Source organism: Paraburkholderia sp. MM6662-R1, assembly GCF_050436245.1.
GTDB lineage: Bacteria > Pseudomonadota > Gammaproteobacteria > Burkholderiales > Burkholderiaceae > Paraburkholderia > Paraburkholderia tuberum.
Genome location: NZ_JBNDLV010000004.1, coordinates 1,947,351 through 1,962,894, shown reverse-complemented (window position 1 = coordinate 1,962,894; position 15,544 = coordinate 1,947,351). Strand labels below are relative to the sequence as shown.

At 62.0% G+C, this 15,544-nt stretch carries 15 protein-coding genes; 6 read left to right on the top strand and 9 right to left on the bottom strand.

Annotated elements, in window-relative coordinates:
* Positions 1 to 4 precede the first annotated feature (4 nt).
* The gene (locus OKW39_RS38920; protein WP_429334252.1) at positions 5 to 634 is read right to left on the bottom strand and encodes a 2-hydroxychromene-2-carboxylate isomerase; all 630 of its coding nucleotides are present in this window, start codon (positions 632 to 634) and stop codon (positions 5 to 7) included.
* A 111-nt stretch (positions 635 to 745) separates the two neighbouring features.
* Entirely contained in the window at positions 746 to 1,372 is a 627-nt protein-coding gene (locus OKW39_RS38915) for a LysE family translocator (protein ID WP_090809317.1), read from the bottom strand.
* A 113-nt stretch (positions 1,373 to 1,485) separates the two neighbouring features.
* On the opposite strand from OKW39_RS38915, the gene OKW39_RS38910 reads away from it, so the two are divergent.
* From OKW39_RS38910 to OKW39_RS38895, 4 genes are all read left to right on the top strand, one after another.
* Positions 1,486 to 2,127, top strand: coding sequence for an IMPACT family protein (locus tag OKW39_RS38910; RefSeq protein WP_262420055.1), 642 nt, complete (start codon positions 1,486 to 1,488; stop codon positions 2,125 to 2,127).
* Between the two features lie 150 nt (positions 2,128 to 2,277).
* Positions 2,278 to 2,859 (top strand): hypothetical protein, encoded by a 582-nt coding sequence (locus OKW39_RS38905; RefSeq protein WP_429565070.1) that lies wholly within the window; start codon positions 2,278 to 2,280, stop codon positions 2,857 to 2,859.
* Positions 2,860 to 2,956: 97 nt separating this feature from the next.
* Positions 2,957 to 3,577: a LysE family translocator gene (locus tag OKW39_RS38900; protein ID WP_429334253.1), complete on the top strand. Its 621-nt coding sequence runs from the start codon at positions 2,957 to 2,959 to the stop codon at positions 3,575 to 3,577.
* 189 nt (positions 3,578 to 3,766) lie between these two features.
* Entirely contained in the window at positions 3,767 to 4,744 is a 978-nt protein-coding gene (locus OKW39_RS38895; protein WP_184060502.1) for a 2-dehydropantoate 2-reductase, read from the top strand.
* Positions 4,745 to 4,829: 85 nt separating this feature from the next.
* On the opposite strand, the gene OKW39_RS38890 is transcribed toward OKW39_RS38895, so the two are convergent.
* The 3 genes from OKW39_RS38890 to oxlT all read right to left on the bottom strand — a co-directional run bounded on the left by OKW39_RS38890 (position 4,830) and on the right by oxlT (position 8,736).
* Complete coding sequence (locus OKW39_RS38890; protein ID WP_429565493.1) at positions 4,830 to 6,281, bottom strand: aldehyde dehydrogenase family protein; 1,452 nt, start codon at positions 6,279 to 6,281, stop codon at positions 4,830 to 4,832.
* 91 nt (positions 6,282 to 6,372) lie between these two features.
* Positions 6,373 to 7,356 carry a LysR family transcriptional regulator gene (locus tag OKW39_RS38885; protein ID WP_429565069.1) on the bottom strand — a complete coding sequence of 328 codons (984 nt, stop codon included), beginning with the start codon at positions 7,354 to 7,356 and terminating at the stop codon, positions 6,373 to 6,375.
* 30 nt (positions 7,357 to 7,386) lie between these two features.
* On the bottom strand, positions 7,387 to 8,736 hold the full coding sequence (gene oxlT, locus OKW39_RS38880; RefSeq protein WP_090809285.1) for an oxalate/formate MFS antiporter: 1,350 nt from the start codon (positions 8,734 to 8,736) through the stop codon (positions 7,387 to 7,389).
* 370 nt (positions 8,737 to 9,106) lie between these two features.
* On the opposite strand from oxlT, the gene OKW39_RS38875 reads away from it, so the two are divergent.
* Both OKW39_RS38875 and OKW39_RS38870 read left to right on the top strand, forming a co-directional pair.
* Positions 9,107 to 10,054, top strand: a complete 948-nt coding sequence (locus OKW39_RS38875; protein WP_090809283.1) for a LysR family transcriptional regulator — start codon at positions 9,107 to 9,109, stop codon at positions 10,052 to 10,054.
* 96 nt (positions 10,055 to 10,150) lie between these two features.
* Positions 10,151 to 10,471 (top strand): hypothetical protein, encoded by a 321-nt coding sequence (locus OKW39_RS38870; protein ID WP_090809281.1) that lies wholly within the window; start codon positions 10,151 to 10,153, stop codon positions 10,469 to 10,471.
* Between the two features lie 90 nt (positions 10,472 to 10,561).
* Here OKW39_RS38870 and OKW39_RS38865 read toward each other — a convergent pair whose 3' ends face one another.
* The 4 genes from OKW39_RS38865 to OKW39_RS38850 are packed head-to-tail and all read right to left on the bottom strand — an operon-like array spanning position 10,562 to position 15,322.
* Positions 10,562 to 11,407 carry an NAD(P)(+) transhydrogenase (Re/Si-specific) subunit beta gene (locus tag OKW39_RS38865; protein ID WP_429565068.1) on the bottom strand — a complete coding sequence of 282 codons (846 nt, stop codon included), beginning with the start codon at positions 11,405 to 11,407 and terminating at the stop codon, positions 10,562 to 10,564.
* 54 nt (positions 11,408 to 11,461) lie between these two features.
* Positions 11,462 to 12,277, bottom strand: a complete 816-nt coding sequence (locus tag OKW39_RS38860; protein WP_429334256.1) for a fumarylacetoacetate hydrolase family protein — start codon at positions 12,275 to 12,277, stop codon at positions 11,462 to 11,464.
* Positions 12,278 to 12,286: 9 nt separating this feature from the next.
* Entirely contained in the window at positions 12,287 to 13,534 is a 1,248-nt protein-coding gene (frc, locus tag OKW39_RS38855) for a formyl-CoA transferase (protein WP_090809275.1), read from the bottom strand.
* Positions 13,535 to 13,558: 24 nt separating this feature from the next.
* Positions 13,559 to 15,322 (bottom strand): thiamine pyrophosphate-binding protein, encoded by a 1,764-nt coding sequence (locus tag OKW39_RS38850; RefSeq protein WP_090809273.1) that lies wholly within the window; start codon positions 15,320 to 15,322, stop codon positions 13,559 to 13,561.
* Between the last annotated feature and the right edge of the window lie 222 nt (positions 15,323 to 15,544).

The following is a 15,544-nucleotide window of genomic DNA, read 5'->3' as shown; positions in this document are numbered from 1 at the left end:
ATGTTCAATGACGCGCCGCGATCGCGTCGCAGTGGTCCAACGCGTCCTCCAGCCTGTCATTGCCCCAGAACATCTCCGCGCCGACAAAAAACGTCGGCGCACCGAAAATCCCCTTGTTGATGGCCCGTTCGGTCTGCTCGCGCAAGCGGAGCTTATTCGCGTCGCTTTGCGCGGCGTCGATCACGCTCTGCGCCGGTAAGCCAAGCGAGTCGAGCGCGTGACTGACGACATCGATTGAACCGATGTCGCGGTCGTCGACAAAATTCAACTGCATGATCTTGCGGCACCAGGCACCGATCCACGGCTCGTTCGCACCCAGCAGCGCGACACGCATCGCGAGAAGCGCCGCGCGCGGAAACGTGCTGGGGCGCGTGAGCGCAATGCCGTATTTGCGGCATTGACGCTCCATGTCTTTCCACACGTACGCGCCTTTTTCTTTCTGCAGTACGAAGGGCGAGTTGTCGAAACCGAGCTGGCGAAATACCGGACCGAGCAGAAACGGCCGCCAGACGATCGTCACGTTGCGCGCGGCCGCCAACGCTTCGATCCGCATCATGCTCAGATAGCTGTAGTTGCTGCCGAAGTCGAACCAGAACTCGATTGCGCGCGCCGTCGAAGTTGCGTCTTCATTCATCGCTGTCTCCTGAATCGGGCGAGCCATGGCATCGTCGCCTTGCAATGCTTAACAGTCGCGTCGTTGGGTCGCTGATCCTGCTGGCGCCGTCCTGAACTCGCGCTTCCGGACTCAGCGTGTTTGCACTGCCACGCGCAGGCCGAGCGAAATGAACAGCACACCGATGAGCTTGTTCTGCCAGCGCGTCAACCACGTCAAACGCTTCACGAGTTTGCCCAGCGGCCGCATCGTCAGGACGATCAGCGTCGTATAAAGCGCGCTCATGGCAACGAAAATCAGCCCGAGTGTCGCGAACTGCAGAAACGTCGAGCCATGTTCGGGGCGCACGAACTGCGGCAGAAACGCAAGGAAAAACAGCGCGGTCTTCGGGTTCAGCACTTCGGCGGGAATTGCCTGCAAGAACGCCTTCGAACCCGACACCGGCGCGACGACCGGCAGGTGCGCACTCGCCTGCTTTTCGCGCAACGCGCGAATGCCCAGATAGACGAGATACGCTGCACCGACGAATTTCACCGCATTGAAGGCCAGCGCGGACGTCATCAGCAGCGCGGAGAGGCCAACCGCGGCGCCCAGCGTATGCACGAAATCGCCAGTTGCGATACCGAGACCGGTCAGAATGCCGGCTTTACGTCCGCCGTGCATGGTGCGAGTCAAAACTAGCAGCACGGCCGGGCCTGGAATCAGAAAGAGCCCGAGCACGACGGCAACGAACGTCCCCAACGTGGATAGGTCAAGCATGTCGTCTCCTTGCGACGCGCGGGGTCTAAATGACGGGCGCGCGCTCAGCGGACCATTGTAGACGAACCCGCGAAGCTGCCCTTGCGCCTCGCTGGCACCGACGATCCGTTACCATGACGGACATCGCGCCGCCTACCGTGTGCTTCTTTTCATCCACCGACGTTTCCGCCTTGCCCACCTATACCCTGCCCGCGCCACTGAGCGCGGAACTCGAGATTCGCAAGAGCCGCTTCATCGCGCATGCGATCCCGGTCGCCGATCGCGATGCCGCGATGGCCGAATTGCAGCGTCTGCGCGACGAACATCCTGCCGCGACGCATGTGTGCTGGGCGCTGCTGGCGGGCGGCCAGTCCGGCATGTCCGACGACGGCGAACCGTCCGGTACCGCCGGTCGGCCGATTCTCGAAGTACTGCGGCATCACGATCTGGATGGCGTGCTTGCGGCGGTCGTGCGCTATTACGGCGGTGTGAAGCTCGGCGCGGGCGGTCTGGTGCGCGCGTACACCGATGCGATCGCGTCCGCGCTGCTCGACGCGCCGCGCGTCGAGAGGATTGCCCAGGTGTTGCTGGGCGTCGAAGTGAGTTATGCCGACGAAGCCAAAGTCCGTCGATGGATGGACGCCGAAGGCTATGCGCTCGTGGACAGCGCCTACGGCATGCTGGTGAAGATGACGATGCGCGTGCCCGCCAACGCACTCGATGACGCCAAGGCAACGCTGATCGATATCACGCAAGGAAAGGCGGGCTTTTTCTGAACGGCTCAGGTCCGGGCCTGACGCGGGCAATTCCGAAAACATCCGTTTGAAGGTTCGACGGTCCGGTTCGCTGCTACCATGCTGTTCTTCACCGGAATGACTCCACTGAAAAGGGCAACTCCTCTGACTTCGACCGCCGCTTTCTCCCGCATGGCTGCTGCGCGTTCGCCGTTGAGATCCGTCGTGCTCAAGGGCTGCGGCGCCATACTGCTGCCCACGCTGCTGTCCGCGTGCTCGTGGTCATGGTTCGGCCTGAACAGCAGCGCCAGCGCAACGCACACGAAGACCCACGGCACCGGCTCGCTCAGCGTCGCCCCTGCACGCGACTTCGCGTATCTGCCCGCGCGCGACGGTCATATCTCGCCGAACCGCATCGAAAATAACGGGATGACCGGGCTCGTGCTGAAGGACGACGTCAGCCTCGCGGTGCGCAATGGCGTCGCGAATAGTCTGCGAGTGGCCGGTTTTCGTATCGACGACAACAAACGCGTGCTCAGCGGCAGCATCGAAACCTTCACGGTGGACGATAGGCGCTCGCCGGCGCTGTGGACGCTGAAGATGCACTACGTGGTTATCGATGCGGCGACCCAAAAAGTCATGTACACGACCACGCGCACCGTGAAGCAGAAGTCGCCGAAATTCACCAACAACACGATCGCGATCGAAGACACGGTCAAGCTCAGCGTCGATACATTGATTGGCGATCCTGGCTTTATCAAGGCGGTGAACTGAGCACGCGGCTGGCCGAGGCGCGGCGCGGTTTCGCTACAATCCCGGCAACGCATCGCGCGCGATGCATCGTGATCTCCCGTTCGGAATGCAAGCCGTCATGTCCCTTACCGCCTGGCTATTCTTTTTACCCGCCTGCTTCGCCATCAACCTCGCACCCGGGCCCAACAACCTGCTTTCGATCAACGTGGCCGCGCGTCATGGCTTCATGAAAGCGTTCGTCGGCGGCAGCGGCCGGCTGCTCGCCTTCGCGATGATGCTCGCACTCGCCGCGACCGGTCTCGCGGTCGTGCTGCATGCGTCCGAGTGGATCTTTCTGGCGATCAAACTCGCGGGCGCCGCTTATCTGATCTGGCTCGCGATCCAGTTGTGGCGCAGCGACGCACCCGCAATCGATACGTCGCAACCCCAGGAGGCCGCGCTCTCGCGCATCGCACGGCACGAGTTTTTCGTGGCGACGGGCAATCCGAAGGCGATTCTGGTTTTTACCGCGTTCCTGCCGCAATTCGTCGACGTCGCGCAGCCGATACTGCCGCAATTCGCCGCGCTCGGCGCGAGCTTTCTGGTACTCGAATGGGTGGCGATTGCATTGTATTCGTGGGCCGGCATGTATCTCGGCAAATGGCTGATGCGCGCGCAGATCCGCCGCTGGTTCAATCGCTGCTGCGGCGGATTTCTCGCGGCAATCGGCGTGAGTTTTCTGCTGGTTCGGCGCGGCTGAGGTATCGAGGCCGACAGTCGAAGCAGCATTCACGTCGGGGTCTTGTCATAACGAATAACTAATACATCGACAGAGAAACTTTAACTATCAGCATTCGTCGCGCCACCTTATGCTCGAACCGTGACCGGCCGCGAGGTACTGCAATGCGGCATTGGGCGAACGGCTTTTTCATCGTCACGGAGCGACATCATGAAGATCTGCATCTTCGGAGCGGGAGCGATTGGCGGTTTAATGGGCGTGCAATTGGCACGCGCCGGCGCGGACGTCAGCTTCATTGCGCGCGGCCCGCATCTGGCCGCGATGCGTGAACACGGCGCGCGCCTCATCATGGATGGCGAAACGTTCAGCGCGCCGGTGCGCTGCACGTCCGATCCACGCGAACTCGGCGTCCAGGACTTCGTCATCGTGACGCTGAAGGCGCATTCGCTGCCTGGCGTGGTCGATTCCATGCAACCGCTGCTGGGCAAGCATACGGCGATCGTTACCGGCGTCAACGGCATTCCATATTGGTACTTCTATCAGCACGGCGGGCGCTTTGCCGGCACTCGGCTGACGAGCGTCGACCCCGACGGTTCGCAATGGACCAAGCTCGGACCCGAGCGCGCGATTGGCTGCGTACTCTATCCGGCGGCGGAGATCGTCGAACCGGGGGTGATCAAACACGTGTACGGCAAGAAGTTTCCCATCGGCGAACCCAGTGGCGAGCGCACCCCGCGCATTGAGCAATTGCACGAGATCATGCAGGCGGCCGGCTTCGAAGCGCCGATTCGCGACAACATTCGCGACGAAATCTGGCTCAAGCTATGGGGTAATCTGTGCTTCAACCCGATTAGCGCATTGACGCATGCAACGCTCGATGTGCTCACGAGTGACCCGGGCACGCGCGCGGTCTCACGCACGATGATGCTCGAAGCGAAGCGAATCGCGGATCAGTTCGGCGTGCACTTTCGCGTCGATGTGGAAAGGCGTATTGATGGCGCGGGTGCGGTCGGTGCGCACAAGACATCAACGCTCGTCGATCTCGAGCACCGCAGGCCGATGGAAATCGATCCTTTATTGACCGTCGTGCAGGAAATGGGGCGACTCGTTGCCGAACCGACACCCACTATCGACGTCGTGCTCGCACTGATCAAATTGCGCGAGAAGATGGCTTTACAGGGCAATTGACCGAGTACTCGTCAATTCCCTTTCGTCTTGCAACACGACCTGAAGGATCGGATGCCATGCATCCGATCCTTTTTCGCATTTGCCGCTATTGATCGATCGCCACCCACACCGCCTTCGGTTCCGTGAAGTTCTCGATCGCGACATCGCCATGCTCGCGACCGAAGCCCGAATCGCCAGCACCGCCCCACGGCAAACGCACGTCCGTATAGCCGTAGGTGTTGATCCACACCGTGCCCGCCTTCAGGTCGCGCGCCACGCGATGCACGCGGCTCAAGTCAGCGCTCCACACGCCAGCCGCGAGACTGTACGACGTGCCATTGGCGATTCGGATCGCGTCCGCTTCGTCGTTGAAACGGATCACGCTCGCCACGGGCCCGAAGATTTCTTCCTGCGAAATGCGCATTTCGTGCTCGACATTCGCGAACACGGTTGGCTCGACGAAAAAGCCGCGATTGCCGACGCGCGCGCCACCCGTCACGAGCGATGCGCCTTCCGAGCGTCCCGTGTCGACATAGCTCAATACGGTCTTCATCTGCGCGGCCGAAATCAGCGGTCCCATCGACGTTTCGCGCAGCGACGGGTCGCCGACCTTGATCGACTTCGCGCGCGTGGCCAGACGCTCGACCACTTCGTCATACACGTCGCGATGCGCGAGTATCCGCGACCCGGCGGAGCACACTTGCCCCGTATTGAAGAACACACCCGACGCCGCGGCTCGCACCGCATTGTCGAGATTCGCGTCGGCAAAAATCACGTTGGCCGACTTGCCGCCGAGTTCCAGCGTCACGCGTTTGAAGTTGCCCGCCGCGCCCTGCAGGATGCCTCGTCCGACCGAAGGCGAACCGGTGAACGTGACCTTGTCGATACCGGGATGCGAGACCATCGCGTCGCCCACCACGCTGCCTTTGCCGGTGACGATGTTGAGCACGCCCGGCGGCACGCCCGCTTCGAGCGCCAGCTCGCCGATGCGCAACGCGGTGAGCGGCGTGATCTCGGCGGGCTTGACGATCAGCGTGCAACCGCATGCGAGCGCGGGCGCGATCTTCCACATGCCGATCATCAGCGGAAAATTCCACGGCACGATTGCGGCGACCACGCCGACAGGTTCGCGCAATGTATAGGTCAATGCATCGGGACGCGTCGGCACCACCTGGCCGTTGATCTTGTCGCACCAGCCTGCGTAGTATTCGACGGTATCGATCGCGGCGGGCACGTCCTGACGCATCACCGCGCCAATCGGCTTGCCGCCGTCGAGACTCTCGAGCGCGGCGAGTTCTTCCATGTTCTCGCGCATCAGGCCCGCGAGACGTTGCAGGATGCGCCCGCGTTCGGCGGCCCGAATCGAATTCCATACTTTCAATGCGCCGCGCGCGGCGCGCACCGCGGCATCGACGTCGGCGGCGCTGCCTTGCGCCACCCGTGCGATCGGCTCCTCGGTCGCGGGGTTGATGTCGACGGAATATTCCCCGCTGCCTGGCGGCATGCGCTTGCCGTCGATCAGCAGATCATGGTGCCTGAGATCGGTCTGGATTTCCATCATGAAGCTCCTTGAGTAGGACGTTATGTGGTTGACTGACGGCGCATCGATCGAATGCCGCGCGTCGCGCAAGCTTTTTGTCGGCCCCTGTCTAAGGTTCCGGCAACAGGCTTTGCCGCACGGACCGCCAGTTGAAGCTTGGCGTCGCGGCTGCGGCAGGTGCTTCGTTCGCGACCGGCGAATGATCAGTCGTCGACGCAACGAACTGCGCCCACGCAGCAGCCGCATTGGGACGAAGCGAGCGATTTCTGCGGTGCACGAGTACCGTCGTCAATGCCGTTTCGGGGACCAGCGGACGACTCACCAACGAAGCGCCCGGCGAAGGCCAATGCGCATCGACAGGCAATACGCCGACACCCAGTCCCAATTCGACCATGCGCGCTACCGTCGCAACGTGTCCGAGTTCCTGCAACGGCCGGCGCTTCGATCCGTTCGCGGCGAGTACCGGTGCGAGCGCGGCGCGCACGCCAGTATCGGCATTCAGCGTTATCAGCGGACATTCGCGCAACGCGTGCCATCCGATGCTGTCTTGCCGCGCTAGCGGATGCGCGGATGGAAGCACCGCATGCAGTGGCGTAGTGAAAAGTACCTGAGCGTGCAGTAGAGGACTATCGACAGGTACAGTCACGCAGACCGCGCCGAAATCCACCTCGCCCTGCTCGACACTGGCCAGTACGCTGCTTTGAGGTTGATCCTTGACCGATACGACCAGCTCGGGAAAAACCGACGCGCACTGCGCCAAAGCCTGCGGCACCCAGCCCGATGACAACACCGGATTACTCGCGAATAAGACGACGCCCGTGTGTCCGTCATAAGCAGCGCGCTCTTCGAGCAGCGTCAACTCGATTTCGTCGAGCAGCCGGCCAATTCTTCTTTCGAGACTCGCACCCGCATTCGTCAGTTCGACCTGGCGTGTCGTGCGATCGAACAGCTTCAATTCGACCGCGTCTTCCAGTTCACGCACGCAACGGCTCACGGCCGACTGCGTCAGATCGAACTCGCGCGCCGCGCGCGTGAAACTGCGCTCGCGCGCGACCGCGACGAATACCTTGAGTTGCTGCAGCGAAACATTCATGGCATCGGTTCCGGGCGCGCGACGCTCACGTTATTCGCCAGATTGTTCGGGCCAGTGACTCATTCGCGACGCATTGCCATTGCCATGACCCGCGACGGCCAGCGCGCCCTGAGGTTCGTTGTGCGATTCGATCCAACGCGCGCGCATCGGCTTGAGGATGAACTTCGCGCAAATGCCGGCTGCGATCGTGATGACGGCGGCAAAGACGAAGACAAGGCTCCAGCCGCCCGTCGCCGCGAGTATGGACGCGATCGGAACCAGCAACGAGGCAGTGCCCTTCGCGGTGTACAACGTGCCGGCATTGGCGGCCGCGTACTTGCTGCCGAACGTATCGGCGCAAGTCGCCGGGAAGATCGAGAAGATCTCGCCCCAGAACAGGAAGATCAGCGCGGCAAAGACCATGAACGCATACGGATTGCTGCCGAACTGCATCATGCCGAGCAACGCGAGCCCCTCGCCGACGAAGATCACGAACATCGTGTTTTCACGGCCGATCTTGTCGGAGATGAAGCCGCACAGCGGACGCGTCAAGCCGTTGAAGATATTGTCGATCGACAGCGTGAGGGTCAGCAGCGGCAACGTCGCGCCGAAGACCGTCATCGGAATGCGCGCTATGCCCCAGTCTTTCGCGATCGGGCCGATCTGCGCGGTCGCCATCAAGCCGCCCGCCGCGACCGCGACGAACGACGCGTAGATCACCCAGAACACTGGCGTTCTGATCATCTGGCGCGAGGTGAAATCGACCTTCGACACTGCGAAGCGGCTCTTGCGTACCCCTGGCTGACGCAAGATCGGCCGCGTCAGGAGCATCGCGAGCAGCAGAATGCTGACGCCTTGCACGATGCCGAAGAACAGGAACGTCTCTTCATAGCCGCGGCGCGTAATCATGTTCGCAATCGGAATCACCGTCAGCGCCGCGCCTGCGCCAAAGCCCGCGGCCGTCAAACCCGCGGCGAGACCGCGCCGGTCGGGAAACCATTTGAGCGCGTTGCCGACGCATGTTCCATACACACCGCCCGCGCCTATCCCGCCAATCACCGCGGCGAAATACAACATGCCGAGCGTGGTCGCATGCGAATTGAGAATCCACGACAAACCCGCGCATACCGCGCCGGCTGCCACCACCGGGCGCGGCCCGAATCGATCGACGAGCCAGCCCTCGAACGGCACGAGCCACGTCTCGGTCAGAATGAAGATCGAGAACGCAAGCTGGATCGACGCCTCGCTCCAGTGATGCCGCGCATGCATAGGGGCCACGAATAACGTCCACGCATATTGCAGATTCGCCACCAGCGCCATGCATACCATGCCGATGACGAGTTGCCACCATCGGTTACGCCAGGACATACGGGTCGTCGATTGCTGGGTGATATCGTTCATGAGCCTTGTCTCCACTATTTATTTAGTGCAGCCGGCTTACGCGCCGCGCTGGATGTGTCCCGCCTTATCGTTATGGCCCGAGAACTTCGCTATTCGGGAAAAATCTCAATTGACGCTTTTGTGTTTCCGCAGATGCCCGAACTCGTCTTCTATAAAATTCTTGCTTTATTCCGACCAGAACCACGCTTCAGCCGGTAAGCATTACAGGTTATTCCCCGCTATCGAGTCCGCCACACCACATATCTATGCGTTAACCCGCGTATTACAGCGGCTATTCGGCTTCTAATACGTTTCATGCTAGGGTCATTGCTGAATTACTCATAATTAAAGTTTGTTATTATGTTGATTCACGTTTCCTTATACATCGACCATGACGATGCGCAATGCAACTCTGCGGCAACTGAAGGTCTTTGAAACGGTAGCGCGCCACCTGAGTTTTTCCCGCGCCGCGGAGGAATTGCATCTGACTCAGCCGGCCGTTTCCACCCAGGTCCGGCAACTCGAGGAACATGCGGGGCTGCCTCTGTTCGAGCAACTCGGCAAGAAGATCTATCTGACGCCGGCCGGCACGGAAATGCTCCACTACAGCCGCGCGATCATGCAGCAGTTCCATGAAGTCGACGAAGCGATGAGCCAGTTGAAGGGCGTCTCCGGCGGCAAACTGAATGTTGCGGTGATTAGCGCGGGCGACTATTTCTTTCCGCGCCTTCTCGCCGAATTCACGCGTCGCTATTCGGGTGTGGATCTCAATCTCGCGGTACACAACCGCGAAGAACTGCTTCATCAACTGGCGACCAATCAGACCGACCTCGCGGTCATGGTGCGTCCGCCGCACGAAACCGACGCGACCAATGAACCGTTCGCGCCGCACCCGTACGTGATCGTCGCGGCGCCCACTCATCCGCTTGCGCACAAGCGCAATATCCGCTTCAGTCAACTCGCGAACGAAGCGTTCATCGTGCGCGAACGCGGCTCGGACACGTGGAATTCGATGGAAGAAGGTTTTGCCGGCCGGCTGTCCAATCTGAAGATTGCGATGGAGATCAAGAGCACCGAGACGATCAAGCAGGCGGTCATCGCCGGCATGGGCATCGCGTTTCTGTCCGCCCATACGATCAGCCTCGAATTGCAACTGGGTCATCTGGTCGTGCTCGACGTCGAAACCTTTCCGGTCATGCTCAATTGGTATGTCGTGCATCGGAAGAACAAGCGTCTGCCACCGGTTGCCGTCGCCTTCAAACGCTTCCTGATGGAGGAAGGCGCCAATCTGATCGAAAAGATCACCCGCGTGAGGGAACTGAGCGTGCATAAGCCGTAGGCTATGGAAAGCCAATAAAACTTTAACTATTGCAAATCGATCGCGACTTCTATGCTGCAAGCGAGTTCTTTCACTTGCGAGCCGAGGAGGCCAATCATGAACCACGCTCCGGTTGAATCCCGTATCAGTACACGCAACGCTCGCACAGCGGCGGCGGATCACGAAGACCAACCCGACGATGCGCATCTGAGCGCCTACAATGCCGCGTTCAGCGATCTTGGGCTGCGGTTTCGCTGGGACCGTGCGACGCTCGACATGCTGAAAGAGTTCAATGGCGAGTTGGCGCGAATCACCGCTTATATCGAGCGCTATCACAGCCACCTGCATCGGGCGTACGATGCCGACTTTCTCGCGCAACTGATTCTGCATAGGAAGACGCAGTACTACAGCGAATTCGCCGCGACCGTGGGCGACTAGAAGCATCGAAAAAGACTCGGGCGGCGGGATCATCGTCCCGCCGTCTTCGCTATTGGCAATCAGCTCTCCTGGCGACGCATGCATCATTGATCAGCGACGTGTAGTGAAATGAACCGGCCGCTCGTGCGCGCATTGGCGTGCATAGTCGCGCTGGCGGCCGTTGCCGCGTCTACCATCACGCCCATCCCGACTATCTGCAGAGGCGCTCACGCGCATCATCGCCGGCGTGACATCGCGAAGCGCCCACGTCTGCTCTTCCCCGCCATGCCACTCGATGTTCGCGAGCAGGCCCGGCTTGCCGATCGCCAGGCCATCGCTACGCGCGGCGAAGGCATACATGCGCGCTGCGCAACTGACGCGATTCGCCGCGTGAGCGGGATCGGCCGAGTACTCGCGGCTCAGCATCAGATGCACGCCCATTGCCAACGCCAGCGCGCCCGTCGCGAGCAATGCCGCGAGTCCGAACGGCTGTGCCTGTTCAGTGACGAAGCCGTAACCGAGCCATCCGCATAAAAACAGCGCAAACAGATTGACGACGTGATGTCCCGGCCGCGCGACCGCCTCGAGTTGCAATGCGCCGCGCAGCTTGCAGAACGCAATCGCCGAGATCGCAAAGAGCAGCGCGCCGATCAACACGGCTGCAAACAGTTCGATGCGTTCGCTGTTCTCGCGCGCCGCTGCCAACAGGTAGCGCGTAAAACCTGTCGACGCGACCGCCAAACCGATGCCGCTGCCAAGCAATGCAAGCATCCGGGGCCTGCGTGTCAGATCGCGTTCGCGCACGCATGAATGCCGCTGCGCCGAACGTCGGCCGAACTGTCGTCGCGAGAGCGCGGCCAACGCCACCATCAGCACCGCAACCAACGCCGCGGCGACAGTCACGGCGAGCAGCAACAACAGGTCCATCCACACGGCACTCCCACAGGCTTGCGGCATGCGTGATCCTCCGTGATGCGATGAAAAGGCAAGAGCCGCGAGGTCCGGCCCTCGTCAACCGACGTTCGCGGTATCGCCCGATCGCCGTGGCTCGTCGCGCTGCGCCGCGCTCAAGGTATTGGTCAGCGTGCCTATCCCATCGATCGTAATTGAGACCGTTGCACCGTCCTTGATCGACCCCACGCCCACCGAGGTGCCGCACGCAATCACGTCGCCGGGTTCGAGCGTCAGATCCTGCGATATCAGACTCACCTGCTCGGCCGGCGAAAAGACCATATCGGCGAGCGGATAGTTCTGACGCTCGGCGCCGTCGAGCGTGGTCAGGAGGCGCGCCGCCCGCCAGTCGAAACCGGAGACGATGGCCGGACCCAGGCAACAGAAGGTATCGAAGCTCTTCGCGCGACACCACTGCGGAAAATGCGGATTCTCGTTAAGCAGATCGGCGGCGGTGACGTCGTTGACGAGCGTGTAGCCGAAGATCGCCGCCTCTGCCTGTTGCGCATCCACGTCGCGGCAACGCTGGCCGATCACGATGCCGAGTTCGCCTTCGTAGACGATCTTGCCCGCGTAGTGACGCGGCCGGCGGATCGGCTCGCCCGCGCCGATCACCGACGCCGCCGGCTTCAGCAGAAACAGCGGATGCGTGGGCACGGGTTTGTCGAGCTTCGCCGCGAGCGCGCGATAGTTATTCCACAGCGCGACGATCTTGCCGGGCGCGCACGGCGCCAACGGCGTCAATGCGCGCAGCGACAGTACCGCGCCGGTCGGCACCGGCTGCGCGAGACTTTCGTACTCGTGCAGATAGGCGCCTTCGACACGGCCGAACACGATGCCGCCATCGCCCGACATGAACCGCATCCACGTCTGCATGCCTCGCTCCTAGATTGCGCCCGCCGTGCGCAGCGCCGTGATCTGCTCGGCCGAATAACCGAGCTCGGCCATCACTTCATCGGTATGTTCGCCAAGCAGCGGCGAGCGTTTGACGTCGGTCGGGCTGTCGGACAGCTTGATCGGATTGCCCACTGTCAGATACTTGCCGCGCTTCGGATGATCGACTTCGACGATCGTGCCGGTTTTGCGCAGCGACGGCTCCGCGGCAATTTCCTTCATCGACAGGATCGGGCCGCACGGAATGTCGTATCCGTTCAGGATCTGCATCGCCTCGAACTTGGTCTTCGTCATCGTCCAGCGTTCGATTTCGGCGAAGATCTCCTTCAATCGCGGCAGGCGCGCGGGCGCCGTCGCGTAGTCGGGGTCCGTGGCCCACTCCTCCTTGCCGATCACGTTGCAGATCTTCGCCCACACGGGCGCCTGCGTGATGAAGTAGATATAGGCGTTGGGGTCGGTCTCCCACCCTTTGCATTTCAGAATCCAGCCCGGCTGGCCGCCGCCCGACGCATTGCCCGCGCGCGGCACCGCTTCGCCGAACGTGCCGTTCGGATATTGCGGATACTCCTTCATCACGCCGGTACGGTCGAGCCGCTGCTGGTCTCGCAGTTTGACGCGGCACAGATTGAGCACGCCGTCCTGCATGGCCGCGAGCACGCGCTGGCCGCGTCCGGTATGCGTGCGTTGATAGAGCGCAGTGACGATGCCGAGCGCGAGATGCAGCCCCGTGCCGCTGTCGCCGATCTGCGCGCCGGTCACGACCGGCGGCCCGTCGTCGAAGCCGGTGGTCGACGCAGCGCCGCCCGCGCATTGCGCGACGTTTTCATAGACTTTGCAGTCCTCGTAAGGACCGGGACCGAAGCCCTTCACCGAGGCGACGATCATGCGCGGATTCAATTCCTGAATCCGCTCCCACGTAAAGCCCATCCGGTCGAGCGCGCCCGGTGCGAAGTTTTCGACCAGTACGTCGCATTTCTGGATCAGCGCTTCGAGCACCTGCTTGCCTTCCGGATGCTTGGTGTCGATCGTGACCGAGCGCTTGTTGTGATTGAGCATCGTGAAGTACAGGCTATCCACGTCGGGAATATCGCGCAGCTGCTCGCGCGTGATGTCGCCCGCGCCTGCCCGTTCCACCTTGATCACGTCCGCGCCGAACCATGCGAGCAATTGCGTGCAGGTCGGCCCCGATTGCACATGCGTGAAATCGAGGATGCGCACACCGTCGAGTGCCTTGGCCATGTCGTATCTCCTGAACGATGAGGGTTATTTGTACATGGTCTGGTTCTTCGTGCCCGGTGCGTACTCGCGCGGGTCGACCCAGATGTTGACCACCGCCGAGCGGCCGGTGCGATGAATCGCTTCGCGCGCACGCTGTAGCGCGCTCGCGATCTGCGCGGGATCGCGCACTTCCTCGCCATAGCCGCCGAGCATTTCGGCGAATTTGCTGAACGGCACGTCGCCGAGCAGATTGCCGACGTTGCCGCGTTCTTCGCCGTATTTGGCAAGCTGGCCGTAGCGGATCTGGTTCATCGCCGAGTTGTTGCCGATCACCGCGAGATACGGTGCGCCGAAGCGGTTCGCGGTTTCCATGTCGAACGCGGTCATGCCGAACGAGCCGTCGCCGTAATAGCAGAGCACTTCCTTGTGCGGGTGCGCGAGCTTCGCCGCGAGCGCGAAGCCGGTGCCGACGCCAAGCGAGCCGAGCGCGCCGGGGTCCATCCACTGACCGGGGCGGCGCGGGCGCACCGCTTGCGCGGAGATCGTCACGACGTCGCCGCCGTCGCCGATATAGACGGTGTCGTCGGACAGGAATTCGTTGAGTTCGTACGCGACGCGATACGGATGAATCGGCGTGCTGTTCGAGCGGAACAGCGGCATCAGTTTTTCGGTTGCGCTCGCTTCGGCGTCGCGCAACTGCGCCATCCATTTGCGGCGCGCCTGACGCTTGTCGTCCTTGATACGACCGCTCGCGGCCTGCAGCACCGCGGCGAGAATCGCGCCCGGATCGCCGACCAGACCCAGATCGATATCGCGATTCTTGCCGACGGTTCGATAGTCCATATCGATCTGCACCAGCGTCAATTCCTTGCTGATGCGTCGGCCGTAACCCATGCGGAAATCGAACGGCGTGCCGACCACGATCAGCACGTCGGCATTCGCAAACGCCTGCGAACGCGTGCGATCGAAATGATGCGGATCGCCCGGCGGCAGCAGCCCGCGGCTCGCGCCATTGAAATAGCCGGGAATCTCGATGCCGCGCAGCAGCGCGATCGCTTCCTCGTGACCGCGCGCGGTCCACACCTGCTGGCCGTACAGAATCGCGGGGCGTTCCGCATCGACGAGAATGTCCGCCAGTTTCTCGATGTCGCGCGGGTCACCGATCGATTTCGTCGACGCGCGATAGCGGCCCGGCCGCGGCACGATCGCGCGCGACACGTCGACTTCGCGGTCGAGCACGTCGCGCGGAATTTCCAGGTAGGCGGGACCGGGCGCGCCGTTGAAGCATTCGCGCGCGGCCATCGAGATCATGTCCGCGATGCGCTCGGTGCTCGACACGCTCGCGGCGAACTTCGTGATCGGCGCCATGATGTCGACGTGCGGCAGGTCCTGCAGCGAGCCCATCTTGTGCTGCGTCAGCGCGCCCTGCCCGCCGATGTGCAGGATCGGGCTTTCCGAGCGGAACGCGGTCGCGATGCCGGTCACCGCGTTCGTGCAGCCGGGGCCGGCGGTCGTCACCACGCAGCCGAGCTTGCCGGTCTGGCGCGCGTAGCCGTCGGCCGCGTGCGCGGCGACCTGCTCGTGGCGCACGTCGATGATGCGGATGCCTTCGTCGACGCAGCCGTCGTAGATATCGATGATGTGGCCGCCGCACAGCGTGAAGATCGTGTCGACCCCCTCGTTTTTCAGCGCCTTTGCGACCAGATGGCCGCCCGACACGACGCCCGCGTCGCGGGTCTTCTGCTTGAGCGTGTCGTCGGCGGTCGTGGTGGCCGTGGCCGGACTCAGGGATGAAACAACTGCAGACATGGTCATCTCCTCATCAATCGGATGTGCAACGGTTATCGACGGACGCGTCCGCTTCGATATACGTCCGGTTGCACCGACGTCTCACGGCTTCGAAGATACCGTATGTGATATATCACATTCCTTCAAGGCCAATTTCGAGACATAGACGGCGCGAAGTTTGTGCTGCTCGAGCTTGCCAGCCGCAGCTTTGCGCCGAATCTACAAGGCTCTGCGGCAGTCATT